Origin of the sequence: Pseudomonas sp. SAS7 (genome assembly GCF_052112345.1) — a bacterium.
GTDB lineage: Bacteria > Pseudomonadota > Gammaproteobacteria > Pseudomonadales > Pseudomonadaceae > Aquipseudomonas > Aquipseudomonas putida_Q.
This window is the reverse complement of sequence record NZ_JBEGGO010000006.1, coordinates 276405-291227: the sequence shown is the minus strand read 5'-3', so window position 1 is coordinate 291227 and position 14823 is coordinate 276405. Positions and strand designations below refer to the sequence as shown.

Sequence of the window (14823 nt, the reverse complement as noted above, 5' to 3'; positions counted from 1 at the left end):
TCGCGCAGGCTCAAGGTCATCTCACGCATGCGGCTTTGCAACTGGCCCATCTCGTCACGGCGTTGCACCGCGTCAACCTGGCTCAGGTCGCCTTTGGCTATGCGTGCAGCCACGGCCAGCGTCTGGCGCAACGGCTGGGTGATCTGCAAGGTGATCAGCCAGGCGGCCAACACCCCCATCGCGAGTGCCAGCAGCGCTACGCCGGTCAGCAGCGAGCGGGCGGCCAAGGCTTCGCTGTCGCGCTGTTCGATCTTGCGTTCACCCAGTTGCACGCTCACTGCGGCCAGTTCATCGCCCATTTTCTCCATCGCATTCTGCAGTTGCTCAACCCGCACGGCCGCGCGGCGGTACTGGTCCAGGCTGGCCCGGTAACTTGCCAACTCGGTACCGGGTTGCTCGGTGAGCGCGTGTGGCAAGCCCAGCGGCTCGAGGTTTTGTAGCAATTGCCCAAGGCTGGTATCGGCAGCGTCCAGCGCACGTTCACCCACCCGTGTGAATTCCTCGACGGGTGAGAAGGTATAGGCCGGCATCAGGCTTTGCTGGTTAGCGCCATCGACATGCCGGGTGAAGGTATCCATCAGGCTCAGTACGGCACTTCGCTGGCTGTCGGTCGACATGTTCAGCAAGGCCTGGGCCTGTAGATTCTCGATGACCTCGTTTAGCTTATGTTCCTGTGCCTGCATGGTTTCGCGCAGGGCAGTACGGTCAATGACGCTGCGTTGCAGCTCGCTGAAAGTGTCGCGCAGGCGCTGCAGCATCGCCTGCTTTTCGCTCAGTAACTGGCGAGACTCATCAACGTTGCTGCGTTGCTGCAGCGTGGTCAGCATGGCGTTCAGCTGGTCAAGGATACGGGTAACTTGTGCTTTGCTGGCGTCGTCGTTAAGCACGCGATACGTGATGCGCTCTGCGCGCAGGTCTTTGGTGAAGTCGTTGATCAGGCCTATCTCGCTCAGCTGTTCCGAGCGGGTAATGGCGCCATCCAGTGCGCGCCAGCCGCTGAGGGTGGTGGCCAGGGTAAGCAGCAGGACCACGGCAAAGCCGAGGGCCAGCTTGGCAGCGACACTGATGTTGCCGAGCTTGCGGTTGAGGTATCCGAGCATGATGGGGCTCCGTCCATTCGAGAAAGGGGATGCAAGCGCATTGCTGGCATCTCACCTCTGCCAATCGGCAGCGGAGCTGTAGGACTTGACCTGAAAACCGGGTAGGAAATTTCGCTGCGAACTGTAGGAAGGTTATGCCAGCACTGGCCTCTTCGCGGGTAAATCCGCTCCTACAGGTACTGCTCAGCCCTTGAAGCCTGCGCGATACCTGTGGGAGCGGGTTTACCCGCGAAGAGGCCAATACAGGTGATCCATCCCTCAGATCAAAGTTTGAACCGCCCCACCAACCCCTGCAGGTGGGTCCCCAGCCGAGCCAATTCCACACTCGAACTGGCCGTCTCTTCACTGGCCGCTGACGTCTGGTCGGATATATCCCGCACATTCATCACGCTACGGTTGATCTCCTCGGCCACGGCTGTCTGTTCCTCGGCTGCCGTGGCAATCTGCTGGTTCATCGCCTGGATCGACGACACGGTGCGGGTAATGGTCTCCAGCGAGCTGCCAGCGCGGCGGGTCAGCTCGACGCTGCTGTCGGTCAGCTGGCGGCTGTTGTCCATCACGCTGGCCACCCGTTGGGTGCCGCTTTGCAGGCCGGCAATCAGTTCTTCGATCTCTTCCGTCGACTGCTGGGTGCGCTGGGCCAGGCTGCGTACTTCATCGGCCACCACGGCAAAACCACGGCCGGCCTCGCCGGCACGGGCGGCTTCGATAGCCGCGTTAAGGGCCAGCAGGTTGGTCTGCTGGGCCACCGACTTGATCACGTCGAGCACGCTGCCGATCTTGTCGCTCTCGGCCTTGAGCTGGTTCATCGCTTCGCTGGAGTTGATCACTTCACCCGCCAACCGCTCGATCTGCGCCACAGCCTCACCCACCACGCGGTCGCCTTCGCGGGCTTGCTGGTCGGCCATCAGGGCGGCTTCCGAGGCCTGCTCGGCGTTACGGGCTACCTCGTGAACGGTGGCCGTCATCTGGTTCATGGCGGTCGCTACCTGGTCGGTTTCGACCTTCTGGTTGTTGACCCCGGCGCTGGTCTGCTCAGTTACCGCCGACAGTTCTTCTGCGGCGCTGGCGATCTGCGTGACCCCGTCACCGATGCCGCCAATCAGCTCGCGCAGCCCTTGGGTCATGCGCTGCATGCTCGCTTGCAGCTGGCCCAGTTCGTCGCGGCGATTTACTTGCAGGTTTTGGGTCAGGTCGCCACTGGCTACCCGCTCGGCGGCGCGCAGGGTTTGTCGCAGGGGAATGATGATCTGCCGGGTAATGGCCCATGCCGCCAGCAGGCCGAGGGCCAGGGCCAGCCCGGTGGCCACGGCGAGCAGGGTCTTGGCCTGGGTCGCGCCGGCGTCACGCACGGCGGTCTGCGAAGTGGTCATCGCCTGGCTGGTCTGTAGCAGCAGCGTGCCTTGCTCGGCCATGTGCTGCAGGGCCTGCTCGCTGGCGACCTGGGCATTGCCGAACTGAGTGACCGCATCGCGGTAGCCGCCCATGGCGGTGGCGGCATCGTCGAGACCGGCGGCATGCTCGGCCGGCACTTTGGCCGGCAATGCACGCAGCTCGGCGAGGGCCTGGTCGATGGCTTTCAGCGCCGTTTGCTGGAACTCGGCATTGCCGCTGTAGGTGTAGCCACGCACCTGGAAACGCGCTTGTTGCAGCATGGCGCTGACATCTACCGCGTGCTGGTACTGGTTGATATCGCCACCTTGCAGCAGGCCCCGTTGCACGCGGCCGATCAGCTCTGCAGCCTTGTCGGCGCTGTCGCCGAGCACGCTACGGCTGGCCTCGCGGCGCTGGCCGGCCTGCTTCAGCTCGTTGAATGCCTGCTGGTAGATGCGCACGGCCTCGCGCTGCTGCTCCAGGCGCTGGCGGTCGGTGGGGTTTTCGATCTGCCCGAGCATCAGCTGCACCTGGCGGTCGAGGTTGGCCAGGGCTTTTTCCAGCTCGGCCACCGATGCGTCATCACTGCGGCGCTCGTAATGCTGGCGGGCAATGCGCAGTTCCTGGGTGTACTGCTGGATGACCGAGATGTTACCCAGCTTGTCGCCACGGTCGATGATGCTGTCCATGCCGTGCCAGCCGGCCAGGGTAATAGCCAGGGTCAACAGCAGCACCAGGCCAAAACCCAGCCCCAGTTTGCGATTCACGCTCACATTGCCCAGCGATTGGGCTAACCATTGGTACATGTACGACTCCCCGGCGGCTTGGCAGCACAAATAATTGTTGTGTTGCCAAGGCCATCGGCCCGGGAGGGGGAAACTTGATGGGCGAAAAAGTGGCGTTTACGTCAGAAAATACGCGAAAGCAGCGCAGTGACGGCAGTCTCTACCCGCAGGATGCGATCACCCAGCTGCACCGGTGCCAGGCCAGCCTTGCCCAACAGGTCAATTTCGTAGGGGATCCAGCCGCCTTCAGGGCCGATGGCCAGGGTTACGGCTTGTTCCACGGCACGCGGGCAGGCCGGGTAAGGGCCGGGGTGGCCCACAAGGCCCAGGGTGCCAGCGGCGATGGCGGGCAGGCGGTCTTCGACGAAAGGCTTGAAGCGTTTCTCGATGATCACCTCGGGCAGCACCGTGTCACGCGCCTGTTCCAGGCCGAGGATCAGGTTGTCGCGAATGCTCTCGGGCTGCAGGAAAGGCGTTTGCCAGAAGCTTTTCTCGACCTTGTAACTGTTCACCAGGATCAGCCGCGATACGCCCAGGGTAGCCACGGTCTGGAACAGCCGCCGCAGCATTTTTGGCCGCGGCACTGCCAGCACCAGGGTCAACGGCAGCTTGGCCGGTGGCTGCTGGTCGAAGGCCACTTCAAGTTCGGCTTCGTGCTTTTCCAGGCGCAGCACCGTGGCTTTACCCATCAGGCCGTTGATACGGCCCACGCGCAGGTTGTCGCCCACCGCCACACGGTGAATCTCCTGCATGTGGGTAAAACGCCTGTCAGCGAGAACGACGCGGTCGGCCGAGACGAAATCGGCCTCTTCAAGAAGCAACAGATTCACGGTTGGGTCGCTGGTGGCTGGTCGTTGTGGTCGTTGGCTGCTTCGTCGTGGGCACTGCGCTTGCGGATCAGGCTGCCGCACAGCACGCCGACCTCGAACAGTAGCCACATGGGCACGGCCAGCAGGGTCTGGGAGAAGATGTCCGGCGGGGTGAGGACCATGCCGACCACGAAGCAGCCGATGATCACGTAAGGGCGGATCTTCTTCAGGTACTTCACGTCGACCACGCCTATCCACACCAGCAACACTACCGCCACCGGGATTTCGAAGGCCACGCCAAAGGCGAAGAACAGCGTCATCACGAAGTCGAGGTAGTTGGCGATGTCGGTCATCATTGCCACGCCTGCCGGGGTGGCGGCGGCAAAAAACTTGAACATCAGCGGGAACACCAGGAAATAGGCAAAGGCCATACCGGCGTAGAACAGCAGAATGCTCGACACCAGCAGCGGAATGGCAATGCGCTTTTCATGGCGGTACAGCCCTGGCGCGATAAAGCCCCAGATCTGCTGAAGGATGAACGGGATGGCCAGGAACAGCGACACGATCATGGTCAGCTTGAACGGCGTGAGGAACGGCGAGGCCACGTCGGTGGCGATCATCGTCGCGTTGGCCGGCAAATGGTCGCGCAGCGGCGCCGAGACCAGGGTGTAGATCTGCTGGGCGAAGGAAAACAGCCCGGCAAAGATCAGGAAAATGACGGCAACACAACGCAGCAGGCGGGTGCGCAGTTCGGTCAGGTGCGATACCAGCGGCATCGGCTGGTCGTGTTCCGGATTCTCGCTCATGGGGCTCGCGGCGGTTGAGGCGGTTCAGAGGATGCGACCGGGGTTGCAGGTGCTTCGACCGGCCTGGCCTCAAGCCCGGCAGGTGGCTGCACGCTGGCCGTGGTTACCGGCGGCTGGGCAGGGGGTGTCATCGGGTTGAGGATGCGCTTGGCTTCCTCTTCCATCTGCAGGATGTGCTCGTTATGCAGCTGGCGACGGATGTCGTCGGCGCCGATTTCGCGCTCCACTTCCATCTTGATGCTGTTGAAGCTGCGTTTGAGCCGGCCGATCCACAGGCCTGCGGTGCGCGCGGCACCGGGCAGGCGCTCGGGGCCGAGCACCAGCAGGGCGACCAGACCTACGAGTAGCAGCTCGCTGAAACTGATGCCGAACATGGGTCAGTCTTTCCGTTGCGGCTCTTGGACCGGTTGGGCCTGGCCTTCGATGGTGTGGCCTTGTTGCGGCTGGGCAGTGTTTTGCACCGGCGGCACAGGCTGGGCAGGCGGCGGAGTCTGCTCGGCCGGCTTGGTCTCTTCTTCGTTCATGGCCTTGCGGAAGCCCTTGATCGACTCGCCCAGGTCACTGCCAAAGTTTTTCAGCTTCTTGGTGCCGAACACCAGGACCACGACAACCAGCAGGACGATCCAGTGTTTCCAGTCAAAAATACCCATTTCGTACTCCCGAAATTTACAGGTACAGCAAATCTGTCTGGCAGCGCGGCCCTTGTGGGAGCGGGTTTACCCGCGAACACCGGCGCTGCCGGTGCCATATACCGCGTTGCATGCTTCGCGGGTGAACCCGCTCCCACAGGGGCGTGCAGCGCCCCAAAAATACATCAGGCAGATGGCTGGCGTGCGGCCTTTTCATCGTGCCCGGACAGCCCGAAACGGCGATCCAGCTCATCCAGCACGGCTTGTGGATGCTGGCCCAGCGCGCTGAGCATCACCAGGCTATGAAACCACAGGTCGGCGGTTTCGTAGATGACATCGCTGTAATCCTTGCTGACGGCAGCGTCCTTGGCGGCAATGATCGTTTCGACCGACTCTTCGCCGAGCTTTTCGAGGATCTTGTTCAGGCCCTTGTGGTAAAGGCTGGCTACGTAGGAGCTGTCAGGCGCCGCTTGCTTGCGTTCTTCAAGCACTTCGGCCAGGCGGTTGAGGGTGTCGCTCATGTCAGTGTCCTGCGCTGTAGATGGCATCCGGGTCCTTCAGGACCGGGTCGACGATTTTCCACTGGCCGTCTTCAAAGACGCGGTAGAAGCAGCTTTCACGGCCGGTATGACAGGCGATATGGCCCAGTTGCTCGACCATCAGGATGATCACGTCGGCGTCGCAGTCCAGACGCAGCTCATGCAGCTTTTGCACGTGCCCGGATTCTTCGCCTTTACGCCACAGCTTGCCACGCGAACGCGACCAGTAGATGGCGCGCTGTTCGGTGGCGGTCAGCGCCAGCGATTCGCGGTTCATCCAGGCCATCATCAGCACGCGTCCGGTCTTGTGGTCCTGGGCGATTGCCGGTACCAGGCCGTCGCTGTTCCACTTGATCTCGTCCAGCCAGTCTTTCATCGTCGACTCCAAAGCGGGCCCGCTCCTGTATCGGGCCCTTTGCGCTAGTGTGCCAGCCACAGGCGCGGCTGGCTATTGGCGCACGATCAGGTAAAGGCCTGCGGCCAGCATCAGCCAGGCCGGCCACGCAGCAGGGGCGGCCAGGCTGGCGGCCTCGGCGGCGCCTGCGGCCAGCACCGCGCCACCACCGAGCAGGCCGGCGCCCAGCAGGCGCAGGGCCCAGCGGTCACCCTGGCGGCGGCGTTCCGGCATTTGCGGATCGTGCAGGTGCGGTTGCGACAGGCGTTCGAGAAGGTCGCGGGCCATGTTGGTCAGGTGCGGCAACTGCTCGACCTGCCCATGAATGTTGCCAAGCACAGCCTTGGGGCTGTAGCGGTCGCGCATCCAGCGTTCGAGGTAGGGTTTGGCGGTGCTCCACAGGTCCAGGTCGGGGTACAGCTGGCGGCCCAGGCCCTCGATGTTGAGCAGGGTCTTTTGCAGCAGCACCAGCTGCGGCTGCACTTCCATGTTGAAGCGCCGCGCGGTCTGGAACAGGCGCATCAGCACCTGGCCGAAGGAAATATCCTTTAACGGTTTTTCGAAGATCGGCTCGCACACGGTGCGGATCGCCGCTTCGAATTCGTTGACCTTGGTGTGCGCAGGCACCCAGCCTGAGTCGATGTGCAACTCGGCGACACGGCGATAGTCACGCTTGAAGAAGGCAAACAGGTTGCGTGCCAGGTAATCCTGGTCCTCGGCGGTCAGGCTGCCGACGATGCCGCAGTCGATGGCGATGTACTGCGGGCTCCACGGCTTGACCGTGCTGACAAAGATGTTGCCCGGGTGCATGTCGGCATGGAAGAAGCTGTCGCGGAATACCTGGGTGAAGAACACCTCCACGCCGCGCTCGGCCAGCAGCTTCATGTCGGTACGCTGGTCGGCCAGGGTGGCCATGTCGGTCACCGGTACGCCGTAGATGCGTTCCATCACCAGCACTTTGGGGCGGCACAGGTCCCAGTAGACCTGGGGCACGTACATCAACTCGGAGCCTTCGAAGTTGCGCCGCAGCTGGCTGGCGTTGGCCGCTTCGCGCAGCAGGTCGAGCTCGTCGTAGATGGTTTTTTCGTAGTCGCCGACGATTTCCACCGGGTGCAGGCGGCGGGCATCGGCCGAGGCGCGTTCGGCAGCCTTGGCGATCAGGAACAGCCAGGCTAGGTCCTGGGCGATCACCGGCTTCAGGCCCGGGCGTACCACCTTGACCACCACCTCTTCGCCGGTTTTCAGGCGTGCGGCGTGTACCTGGGCCACCGAGGCCGAGGCCAGCGGCTCGACATCGAAGCGGCTGAACACCTCGCCAACCTTCGCGCCCAGCTGCGCTTCAATCAGTGCCACGGCCTGTTTCGGGTCGAACGGCGGCACGCGGTCCTGCAGCAGCATCAGCTCGTCGGCGATGTCGGTGGGCAGCAGGTCGCGGCGGGTGGACAGCAACTGCCCGAACTTGATGAAGATCGGCCCCAGATCCTGCAGCGCCAGGCGCAGGCGCGCGCCACGGCTGAGTTCGGTGGGCTTGCGTGGCAGCCAGCGCCACGGCATCAGCAGGCGCAGGCTGGCCAGCCACCAGGGCAGCAAGGGCTGTTCGAACAGCAGGTCATCGAGACGGTAGCGAATCACCACGCGCTGGATGCGAAAAAGACGGCGGACGGCGAGCAGCTTCATGCGTTTTCGCTGGTATCAAGGGATCGGGAGAGGCGCTTGATGCGCGCCTCGAGGCGTTCTGTATCGAGCTTCAGGGCATCGAGCTCGCTGAAGGCGGCTTCGGCTTCGCGCTTGCCTACCAGGGTGCGGGACTCTTCGGCCAGGTATTCGGAAAGGTTCTGGCTGAAGCGCGCCAGGCCCTGGCGGGTCCAGCGTGCACGCAGGCGAATGTGGCCTGCCAGCATTGCCGTGGCGACCGGGCCGAGCCAGCGTTGCAGCTCGTGCTCCCAGTCCAGCTCCAGGTCCTGCAGCACGCCGAACAGGTCGAGCAGCACGGCGCTGTCGCCATGCAGTTCTACCTGCGGGCTGTGCAGCACGGCGGTCTTGTCCCTGGCCAGGGCCAGTTGCACCAGGCTGCCGGCCGGTGCGCGCAGGCTGCAGTCGACCTCGCCTTCCCAGTGGGCGGCGAGCATCAGGCCGTCTTCATCGGGCAGGATGAAGACCTGCAGGGCCGGTTGGCGGCAGTCGATCTCGATGACCTTGCCTTCCAGCGCGGCCAGCCGCGGCAGGGCCGTGCTGTCCATGCGCAGGACGCGGTTCAGGCCATGTTCGACGCTGGCGAGCAGCCCGGCCAGCAGCATCAGGGTTTGATCCCCCGGTGCACGGCAACGATGCCGCTGGTCATGTTGTGGTAGGTGACGCGGTCGAAACCGGCCTCGACCATCATGCTCTTCAGGGTTTCCTGGTCCGGGTGCATGCGGATCGATTCGGCGAGGTAACGGTAGCTTTCCGAGTCGTTGGTGATCAGCTTGCCGGCCAGCGGCATGAAGGCGAACGAATAGGCGTCGTAGGCCTTGGACATCAGCTTGCTGGTCGGTTTGGAGAATTCCAGGATCAGCAGGCGGCCACCGGGCTTGAGCACGCGCAGCATCGAACGGATGGCTTCGTCCTTGTGGGTGACGTTGCGCAGGCCGAAGGCGATGGTCACGCAGTCGAAGTGGTTGTCCGGGAACGGCAGTTTTTCGGCGTCGGCCTGGACGAACTCGATGTTGCCGGCCACGCCACGGTCCAGCAGGCGGTCACGGCCAACCTTGAGCATCGACTCGTTGATGTCGGCCAGTACCACCTGACCCGTCGGGCCGACCAGGCGCGAGAACTTGGCGGCCAGGTCACCGGTACCGCCGGCGATGTCCAGCACCCGGTTGCCGCTGCGCACGCCCGACAGCTCGATGGTAAAGCGCTTCCACAGGCGGTGCATGCCGCCGGACAGCACATCGTTCATCAGGTCGTACTTGGCTGCCACCGAGTGGAACACTTCGGCGACTTTTTTCGCCTTCTGGCTTTCAGGTACGTCCTGGTAGCCAAAGTGGGTGGTGGGTTCGGCGTGGTCGCCTTTGCGCTGGTCGTTCATATCGCTTCACCGGAAAAAATTACCGCCATTCTAGGGCGAACGGGCGGATTTGTCTTGGCGGGGTGTGCCAGTGGGCAGGGGCGGGCATAATGCCCATTATGTCTACATCTTCAGGAATGCCCGCATGACCCAGATCAGCGTCGAACGTAAACACTCCCTAGGCCGCGATGCTGCCCGCGCCAAGGCGCAAGCGCTGGTCGACAAGCTCAGCCGCGAGTACGACCTCAAGGCCACCTGGAACGGTGACCGGGTCGATGTGGCGCGCAGCGGCGCAAACGGCAGCGTGCACATTGGCGAAGACATCATCCGTGTCGAGCTGAAGCTGGGCATGATGCTGTCGATGATGAGCGGCACCATCAAGGGTGAAATCGAGCGGGCGCTGGACAAGGCACTGGCCTGACGCCCTCTGTAGTCAGTTGTCGGGGAAAGGAATCACGCCTTCGATCTGCTCTAGGCGCAGGTCGCCCCGGTAGACATGGATCCGCTCTGCCGGGTCGCGGGAGCGCTCCAGCTTTTCCTCGCGGCTCATGGCCCGGGGTTCCCAGAACTTCAAATGGGCCTTGGCAAACCTGCGAGCCGCGGCTTGGGCACTGGTGTAGTGAAAGTGCGCTTCCCAGAGCATCTGCTTGGGTTGCTTGCGAAAAATGCTGTAGACATCCAGGTAGTCGTCGGCTTTGAGCCGCTTGCGCGCCTTGCTCAGGGTTATCTCGATTTGGCCTTGCTCATGAAGGTAGCGCAATGCCTTGCTGTCCGGATGCCGCGTGTTGAAGTAGGCGTCGGTAAGCAACCGGCGCTTTTCAGCCTGCAGCTCCTTGACCGCCTCGTTCAACTGCGCTGCCAGGGCCTGGCCCTGGGCCGGGCCGGCCGTCAACTGCCGGGCGATGTCCTCCATGTCCTGAATTTGCCAGTCCATCAGGTCTGCCAGGCTGTTGGGTTCATTCGAATAGCGGGCGGCCAGGGCGAGCTTGCCAGCCTTCTGCGCAAGCAGGCTGGCGCCGACGCGGCGAAGGTAGGCGTTGCTACGCGGGGGGGCGGCGCTGGGTACCGGTTCCCACTGCTCGCCACGCTGCTGGTACTGGACGGTCTGCTGGGTGACAGGGTCGCTCTGCGTCGCCAGCTGCCCTTCCTCGGTGTCTTCGGCCAGGATCGTTCTACCCTGCACGGTGCGGATCAGCTTGCGTCTGCCTGGGCGCCCGCGGTAGGTCAACTGCCTGGGCTGTGCGGGCATGCCGCCTTGGTGGGCGAGCAGTGCGTTGCTCAAGTCATGCTCGGCCGCTGACTTCAAGGCCGTTACCTCGCCTATGTACTGCTCCAGGCGTGCAGTATCAAGTGCCGGCTCGTTCAATGACAGCAGGTAGTTGGCCTTGCCAAGCGAAGCCTGGTATTCGCGTACGGCATTGCCGAGGATTTCCGCTTGCTCTTCGGCGGGCAGGTTCGCCGCCGCCAGGCCATCGTGGCTCAGCAGTGCCGCCTGGAAGCCGCGATCGCGCAGGCTTGCTTGCATGCGCAGCAGTTCGTCGAAGTTTTCGCCGGTCAGTTGCTCCCTGTTCACTACCAACTGGGCCAGATCGCTGATCACCTGGCCGCGGGTGATGACGGTCGAGTAGTGGCGCTGGCCAATGATTTTTTCCAGCTTCGCCGGTTTGTCCTTGAACTGCAGGGTGGAGTCGGCCAGGGCGTGTGCGATGTTCTGGTCCAGGCGTTCACTGACCGTGAGTACGCGCTTGTGAGTGGCGTGCGCCGCTGCCAGGTTGTCGCGGTACGCAAGGTACAGCAACCCTTGTTCCTGGCCGAACGGTAATTTGACCAGTTGCGCCGACTGTTGCCTCAGGACTTCATAGTCGGTCAGGTCGAGCAGGCGGTGGAACAGATGCAGGTCGGTGTCGAGCAGTTGTTCCGCCCACTGACTGCGGCCCACGGCCGATGTGCTCCGTGGGTCGAGCCTGGCGAAGCGCGGCTCGCTCATCTGGGTGAACAGCCTGACTTGCGAGGCCAGCAGCTCGGCCTGCTTTTCATAAGTCAGCGAGATGATCAGCAAATGCGGCCGGATCTCGTTGCGCATCGTCTGCACCGTGCGCAGCTGTTCCTGAAGCGTTTCCGGCAAGTCGGCGCGCGCGATACCCGGATGCTCGCGCAGCGCTCGCCTCACTTCCCGCGCGGCCTCGTCGTAGGGTTTGCTCAGTTCCAGGTACCTTTCGATGAAGGTCTCGTTCTTCAGGATCGCCTGGTCGTTGCGTTTTCGCTGTTCCTGCAGGGCAACAATCGCGGTTCGGTTCTCATCCAGTACCTCCTTGCGTGACCTGGGCATGCCGCCCGCCAGCCGCAGGTCGATCATCCATTCGCCGTTCCAGCGGGCCAGCCAGGGCCCTCTGCTGCGTTCGCGCCCGACGATGTGGTAGCCATCCCAGGCACCGCCAAGCGCCTGCCAGTCGCCTGCACTGGTATCGGGGCCGATGACGCGAACACCTGTGTAAGACTCTTCGACCTCGTAGGTGGTGGCCTCGAGCTTCACGTAGTAGCGCTCGTCGACCTTGTACAGCCCGCGCAGGCGCCCTTGCTGCTGCGCCGCCAGCCCTTGCAGGTCAACACTGGCACGCATTTCGAGCAGGGCATTGCGCGCCGCGCTCGGAAGGTTGCCGATGCGTTGCTTATTGCCCCAGGCGCTTACCTTGCAGGGGGTGGGCCCAGGCAGCTGGGACGGGTCTTGCCAGGCCCTGGCCTGGGGCTGTTCCTGTCGTGCCGCGCTGCCGGCCTGGCGAGGCGATGGGCCACCGAAGTGCAGCCGGGCCTTTTCCGGCTGTACCCGTTGCGGCGGTGCCATGCCATGAACCTGAACCAGCAGCATGGCGATATTGGCCAGCAGGTCGGAGGCAGCCAACGCCTTCTCCGCCAGGCTGCCTGTGGCTAGCGCTGACAGGTCGGTTTTAAGGCTGACCACTGTGCCGACCAGCCAGATCACCGTAGCCGCAGGCCCGCGCAGCAGCGTTGTGACCGTGTTGAACGCCATCCAGCCAAGTTGCACCACCATCGCCCAGCGCAGCTGGGCATTGGAGACACTCTGGCGCGAAGCCAGCAGCACCATCGCTTCGGCATGGGATTGAAGCAGCTGGGTGGGCAGATCGTCCGACCAGGCAGCGAAGGCCAGGTTGGCTGGCGCACGCAACTGCTCCAGGGCGTGTTCGGTCAGCACCGTGCCGGCCCCCAGCAAGTCGGCCAGTTCAGACAGCTGCGGGTGCAGGTGGGGCCGGGTGAACCCTCCGTTGTCATAGATTGGGCGGTCCGCGTCATCCAGCCAGGCAAGGATGCTTTGTTGCAGTTCGCCAGGCGCGCGGATATCGGCCATCAACAGTGCTTCGCTGGTGTATGCCAGCAGTCTGCGGCCAGCGGCCAGCGGGCGATAGAGGACCAAAATGCGTGGTTGTGCGACCACGATCACGAACATGCCATGCACCCGGTTGGCACGGCTGGCGCCCGGTGCGCAATGGAATGCCAGCGGGGCTACGCTGACTGGCGCGGTGGCCGTTGTCGTGTCACGGCAGAACAGCATCAATGCCTGGCAGGCCTGTTCGCCCAAGCACCCCTCGATCCTGGCCTGAAGGGCGTCCAGCAGCAGGCTGCTGCGCCATTCACTGGCGAAGCGCTGGATACGCTGGTCACGGTCGATCGGGTCCTGCAGCTTTTGGTGGATGTACAGGGGATATTGGCCACCCACATCCACGCTATCTACCAGGCGATTGACGTAATCGAGGTCCAGCCAGCCTTCGACGGGTGGTGTGCCGGCTGCTGTGACTGCAGTGGCGACTTCCTGCAGGTTCGGTTGCAAGCGCGAGATGGCCAGTTCGGTCAGGGAGACGGGTTTGAGCGGCTCCAGGCGCGCTGGCCCGGTGGACGATATCTCGACCACTTGCGAAATCGAGACAAGCAACTGATCGGAGGCCGGCACTGCCTTGCCGGGGTGGTCCGCGCTCATCTGTTCACGCAGACGTCGGGTGGTGTACTGCTGCAGGTCCTCGAAGTCGTCCGCCGCTGCTTTGCCAGCTGCCAGCGCCTGGCGTGCCGCCAGCGCCAGCATTGCCCGGTGGTAGTCGAAGCGGTCACTGGCGCTGGCCTGGGCAAGCCAGGCCGGTAGCGCAATGGCTGGCGCCTGCCGGTCGATGCAAGTGTACTGCGGGAACGCCAAGGAGGGGTCGCAGAGCTGGCTGTAAAGGCGCTCCAGTTCGCCCACCTGGCTGATCGCGCATAGCTGTAGGCGTTCGATACCCTGCAAGACGCCGTTGAGCAACTGGCTGGCCTGGTAGCGGAAAGCGTCCCCCTGCACTGGCGTACAGGCCCAGGACAGCGTGTCGAAATCATGCTGGTCGGCCAGTTCGTCGCGCAAGGCCAGGGCGAAGGCGGATACGTCTTCAAAGCTGCGAACGGTGCCCGAAGGCTGGCACCAGAGCACCAGGCTAGCCTGGTCGTGCTCCGCGATCATGAGCAGGTCCGCAGATACCAGCTGATGCGCGTCGCCTCCCTGTTGCAGTGACACTTGCAGCCCCTGCAGGGCGGGTACGCTGCTGTCTTCGGCGACCCATGCGTACAACAGGCGTTTGGCAGCTGCGCACAGGCCCTGGCGTTCCAGCGTACTGAGCAACGCAGCCTTGATCATCTGCTCCAGCCAGCGCAAACGGGACACGCCCGAGTCGCCTTCGCAGCCATTCCAGAAACTCACCTGCGCTTGCTGGAACGACTCGGTGAGGGTGGTCAGCATGTCGTCGAACGCCTGGTTTACAACATCCATACGCAGATCGATGGTGGGCGCTTGCGGCTGCGGGCGAAAAATGGCGGGCGGCGCCAGGCTGAACTGGTCGCTGGCGGCCAACGACAGGTTGCTGCCGTCAAGGAAGTGCGTAAGCAGCGTGTCGAGCAGATCACTTTGCCGAACTGCGCCATCGCCTGTCGGCGCATGCACAATGCTCATCCCCTCGAGCGATTGCAGCCCGGGGTGATTGGTGCGGATCCAGGGATAACGGTCTGCCAGTGCCTCGAAGGCGGCGCGGGCGGTAACGCTGCGCAAGCTGGGGCGATCGGCAAAGTGCGCAGCCACTCGCTGGCTGAACGAATTGGGGGGAGTGGGAAACGAGTCGGGCATGGCAGCGGCGCTCCGTGGGCTAAAGAGGCCGATGCTGGCTCGCGCTGCCAGGCAGGCGGTGGTAGATAGGTAAACGCGGGCCTGTTTTCAACGCAGCAAAATCGGTGCGCAGGGACTTCTTCGGCAAAGCCTAGGGTGAAGATTCTAATTTGGCTCATTACCTTATGCTCAAGCCCAACCTCCATGGGC

The 14823-nt window shown here is 63.3% G+C and carries 12 protein-coding genes and 2 pseudogenes; 1 reads left to right on the top strand and 13 read right to left on the bottom strand.

Annotated features, from left to right (window positions below; all coding sequences use genetic code 11):
• Positions 1-59 precede the first annotated feature (59 nt).
• The 12 genes and pseudogenes from ABI582_RS12585 to ubiE all read right to left on the bottom strand — a co-directional run.
• Positions 60-1100 (bottom strand): annotated as a pseudogene (locus tag ABI582_RS12585) (methyl-accepting chemotaxis protein); the annotation flags it as partial.
• 263 nt (positions 1101-1363) lie between these two features.
• Positions 1364-2077: a methyl-accepting chemotaxis protein gene (locus tag ABI582_RS12580; protein WP_371321170.1), complete on the bottom strand. Its 714-nt coding sequence runs from the start codon at positions 2075-2077 to the stop codon at positions 1364-1366.
• Positions 2078-2218: 141 nt separating this feature from the next.
• Positions 2219-3163, bottom strand: a pseudogene (locus ABI582_RS12575) (methyl-accepting chemotaxis protein); the annotation flags it as partial.
• Positions 3164-3381: 218 nt separating this feature from the next.
• Positions 3382-4089, bottom strand: a complete 708-nt coding sequence (locus ABI582_RS12570; RefSeq protein ID WP_442119325.1) for a 16S rRNA (uracil(1498)-N(3))-methyltransferase — start codon at positions 4087-4089, stop codon at positions 3382-3384.
• Complete coding sequence (gene tatC, locus ABI582_RS12565; RefSeq protein ID WP_019472587.1) at positions 4086-4874, bottom strand: twin-arginine translocase subunit TatC; 789 nt, start codon at positions 4872-4874, stop codon at positions 4086-4088. Before tatC ends, ABI582_RS12570 begins: the two co-directional genes overlap by 4 nt.
• A complete protein-coding gene (gene tatB / locus ABI582_RS12560) occupies positions 4871-5248 on the bottom strand; it encodes a Sec-independent protein translocase protein TatB (RefSeq protein WP_016501992.1) in 378 nt (125 codons plus the stop codon). The genes tatC and tatB overlap by 4 nt, the downstream gene beginning before the upstream one ends.
• A 3-nt stretch (positions 5249-5251) precedes the next feature.
• A complete protein-coding gene (locus ABI582_RS12555) occupies positions 5252-5524 on the bottom strand; it encodes a twin-arginine translocase TatA/TatE family subunit (protein WP_016489564.1) in 273 nt (90 codons plus the stop codon).
• Between the two features lie 164 nt (positions 5525-5688).
• A complete protein-coding gene (locus ABI582_RS12550) occupies positions 5689-6024 on the bottom strand; it encodes a phosphoribosyl-ATP diphosphatase (RefSeq protein WP_016489563.1) in 336 nt (111 codons plus the stop codon).
• Position 6025: 1 nt separating this feature from the next.
• Positions 6026-6418 (bottom strand): phosphoribosyl-AMP cyclohydrolase, encoded by a 393-nt coding sequence (gene hisI / locus ABI582_RS12545; RefSeq protein WP_019472588.1) that lies wholly within the window; start codon positions 6416-6418, stop codon positions 6026-6028.
• A gap of 72 nt (positions 6419-6490) precedes the next feature.
• Entirely contained in the window at positions 6491-8113 is a 1623-nt protein-coding gene (gene ubiB / locus ABI582_RS12540) for a ubiquinone biosynthesis regulatory protein kinase UbiB (RefSeq protein ID WP_132845184.1), read from the bottom strand.
• Positions 8110-8733 carry a ubiquinone biosynthesis accessory factor UbiJ gene (locus tag ABI582_RS12535; protein WP_338745472.1) on the bottom strand — a complete coding sequence of 208 codons (624 nt, stop codon included), beginning with the start codon at positions 8731-8733 and terminating at the stop codon, positions 8110-8112. The genes ubiB and ABI582_RS12535 overlap by 4 nt, the downstream gene beginning before the upstream one ends.
• A complete protein-coding gene (gene ubiE / locus ABI582_RS12530) occupies positions 8733-9503 on the bottom strand; it encodes a bifunctional demethylmenaquinone methyltransferase/2-methoxy-6-polyprenyl-1,4-benzoquinol methylase UbiE (protein WP_016501988.1) in 771 nt (256 codons plus the stop codon). Before ubiE ends, ABI582_RS12535 begins: the two co-directional genes overlap by 1 nt.
• A 124-nt stretch (positions 9504-9627) precedes the next feature.
• On the opposite strand from ubiE, the gene ABI582_RS12525 reads away from it, so the two are divergent.
• On the top strand, positions 9628-9903 hold the full coding sequence (locus ABI582_RS12525) for a polyhydroxyalkanoic acid system family protein (protein WP_019472591.1): 276 nt from the start codon (positions 9628-9630) through the stop codon (positions 9901-9903).
• Between the two features lie 12 nt (positions 9904-9915).
• Here the strand turns inward: ABI582_RS12525 and ABI582_RS12520 are convergent, their stop codons facing one another.
• Positions 9916-14634, bottom strand: coding sequence for a hypothetical protein (locus ABI582_RS12520; protein ID WP_442119324.1), 4719 nt, complete (start codon positions 14632-14634; stop codon positions 9916-9918).
• Positions 14635-14823 lie beyond the last annotated feature (189 nt).

Excerpts from the sequence above, each read along its gene's own strand:
- ubiE (WP_016501988.1), bottom strand. The coding sequence starts at position 9,503 with ATGAACGACCAGCGCAAAGGCGACCACGCCGAACCCACCACCCACTTT.
- ABI582_RS12520 (WP_442119324.1), bottom strand. The coding sequence starts at position 14,634 with ATGCCCGACTCGTTTCCCACTCCCCCCAATTCGTTCAGCCAGCGAGTG.
- tatB (WP_016501992.1), bottom strand. The coding sequence starts at position 5,248 with ATGTTCGGCATCAGTTTCAGCGAGCTGCTACTCGTAGGTCTGGTCGCC.
- ubiB (WP_132845184.1), bottom strand. The coding sequence starts at position 8,113 with ATGAAGCTGCTCGCCGTCCGCCGTCTTTTTCGCATCCAGCGCGTGGTG.
- ABI582_RS12555 (WP_016489564.1), bottom strand. The coding sequence starts at position 5,524 with ATGGGTATTTTTGACTGGAAACACTGGATCGTCCTGCTGGTTGTCGTG.
- ABI582_RS12525 (WP_019472591.1), top strand. The coding sequence starts at position 9,628 with ATGACCCAGATCAGCGTCGAACGTAAACACTCCCTAGGCCGCGATGCT.
- ABI582_RS12535 (WP_338745472.1), bottom strand. The coding sequence starts at position 8,733 with ATGCTGCTGGCCGGGCTGCTCGCCAGCGTCGAACATGGCCTGAACCGC.
- tatC (WP_019472587.1), bottom strand. The coding sequence starts at position 4,874 with ATGAGCGAGAATCCGGAACACGACCAGCCGATGCCGCTGGTATCGCAC.
- hisI (WP_019472588.1), bottom strand. The coding sequence starts at position 6,418 with ATGAAAGACTGGCTGGACGAGATCAAGTGGAACAGCGACGGCCTGGTA.
- ABI582_RS12580 (WP_371321170.1), bottom strand. The coding sequence starts at position 2,077 with ATGAACCAGATGACGGCCACCGTTCACGAGGTAGCCCGTAACGCCGAG.
- ABI582_RS12550 (WP_016489563.1), bottom strand. The coding sequence starts at position 6,024 with ATGAGCGACACCCTCAACCGCCTGGCCGAAGTGCTTGAAGAACGCAAG.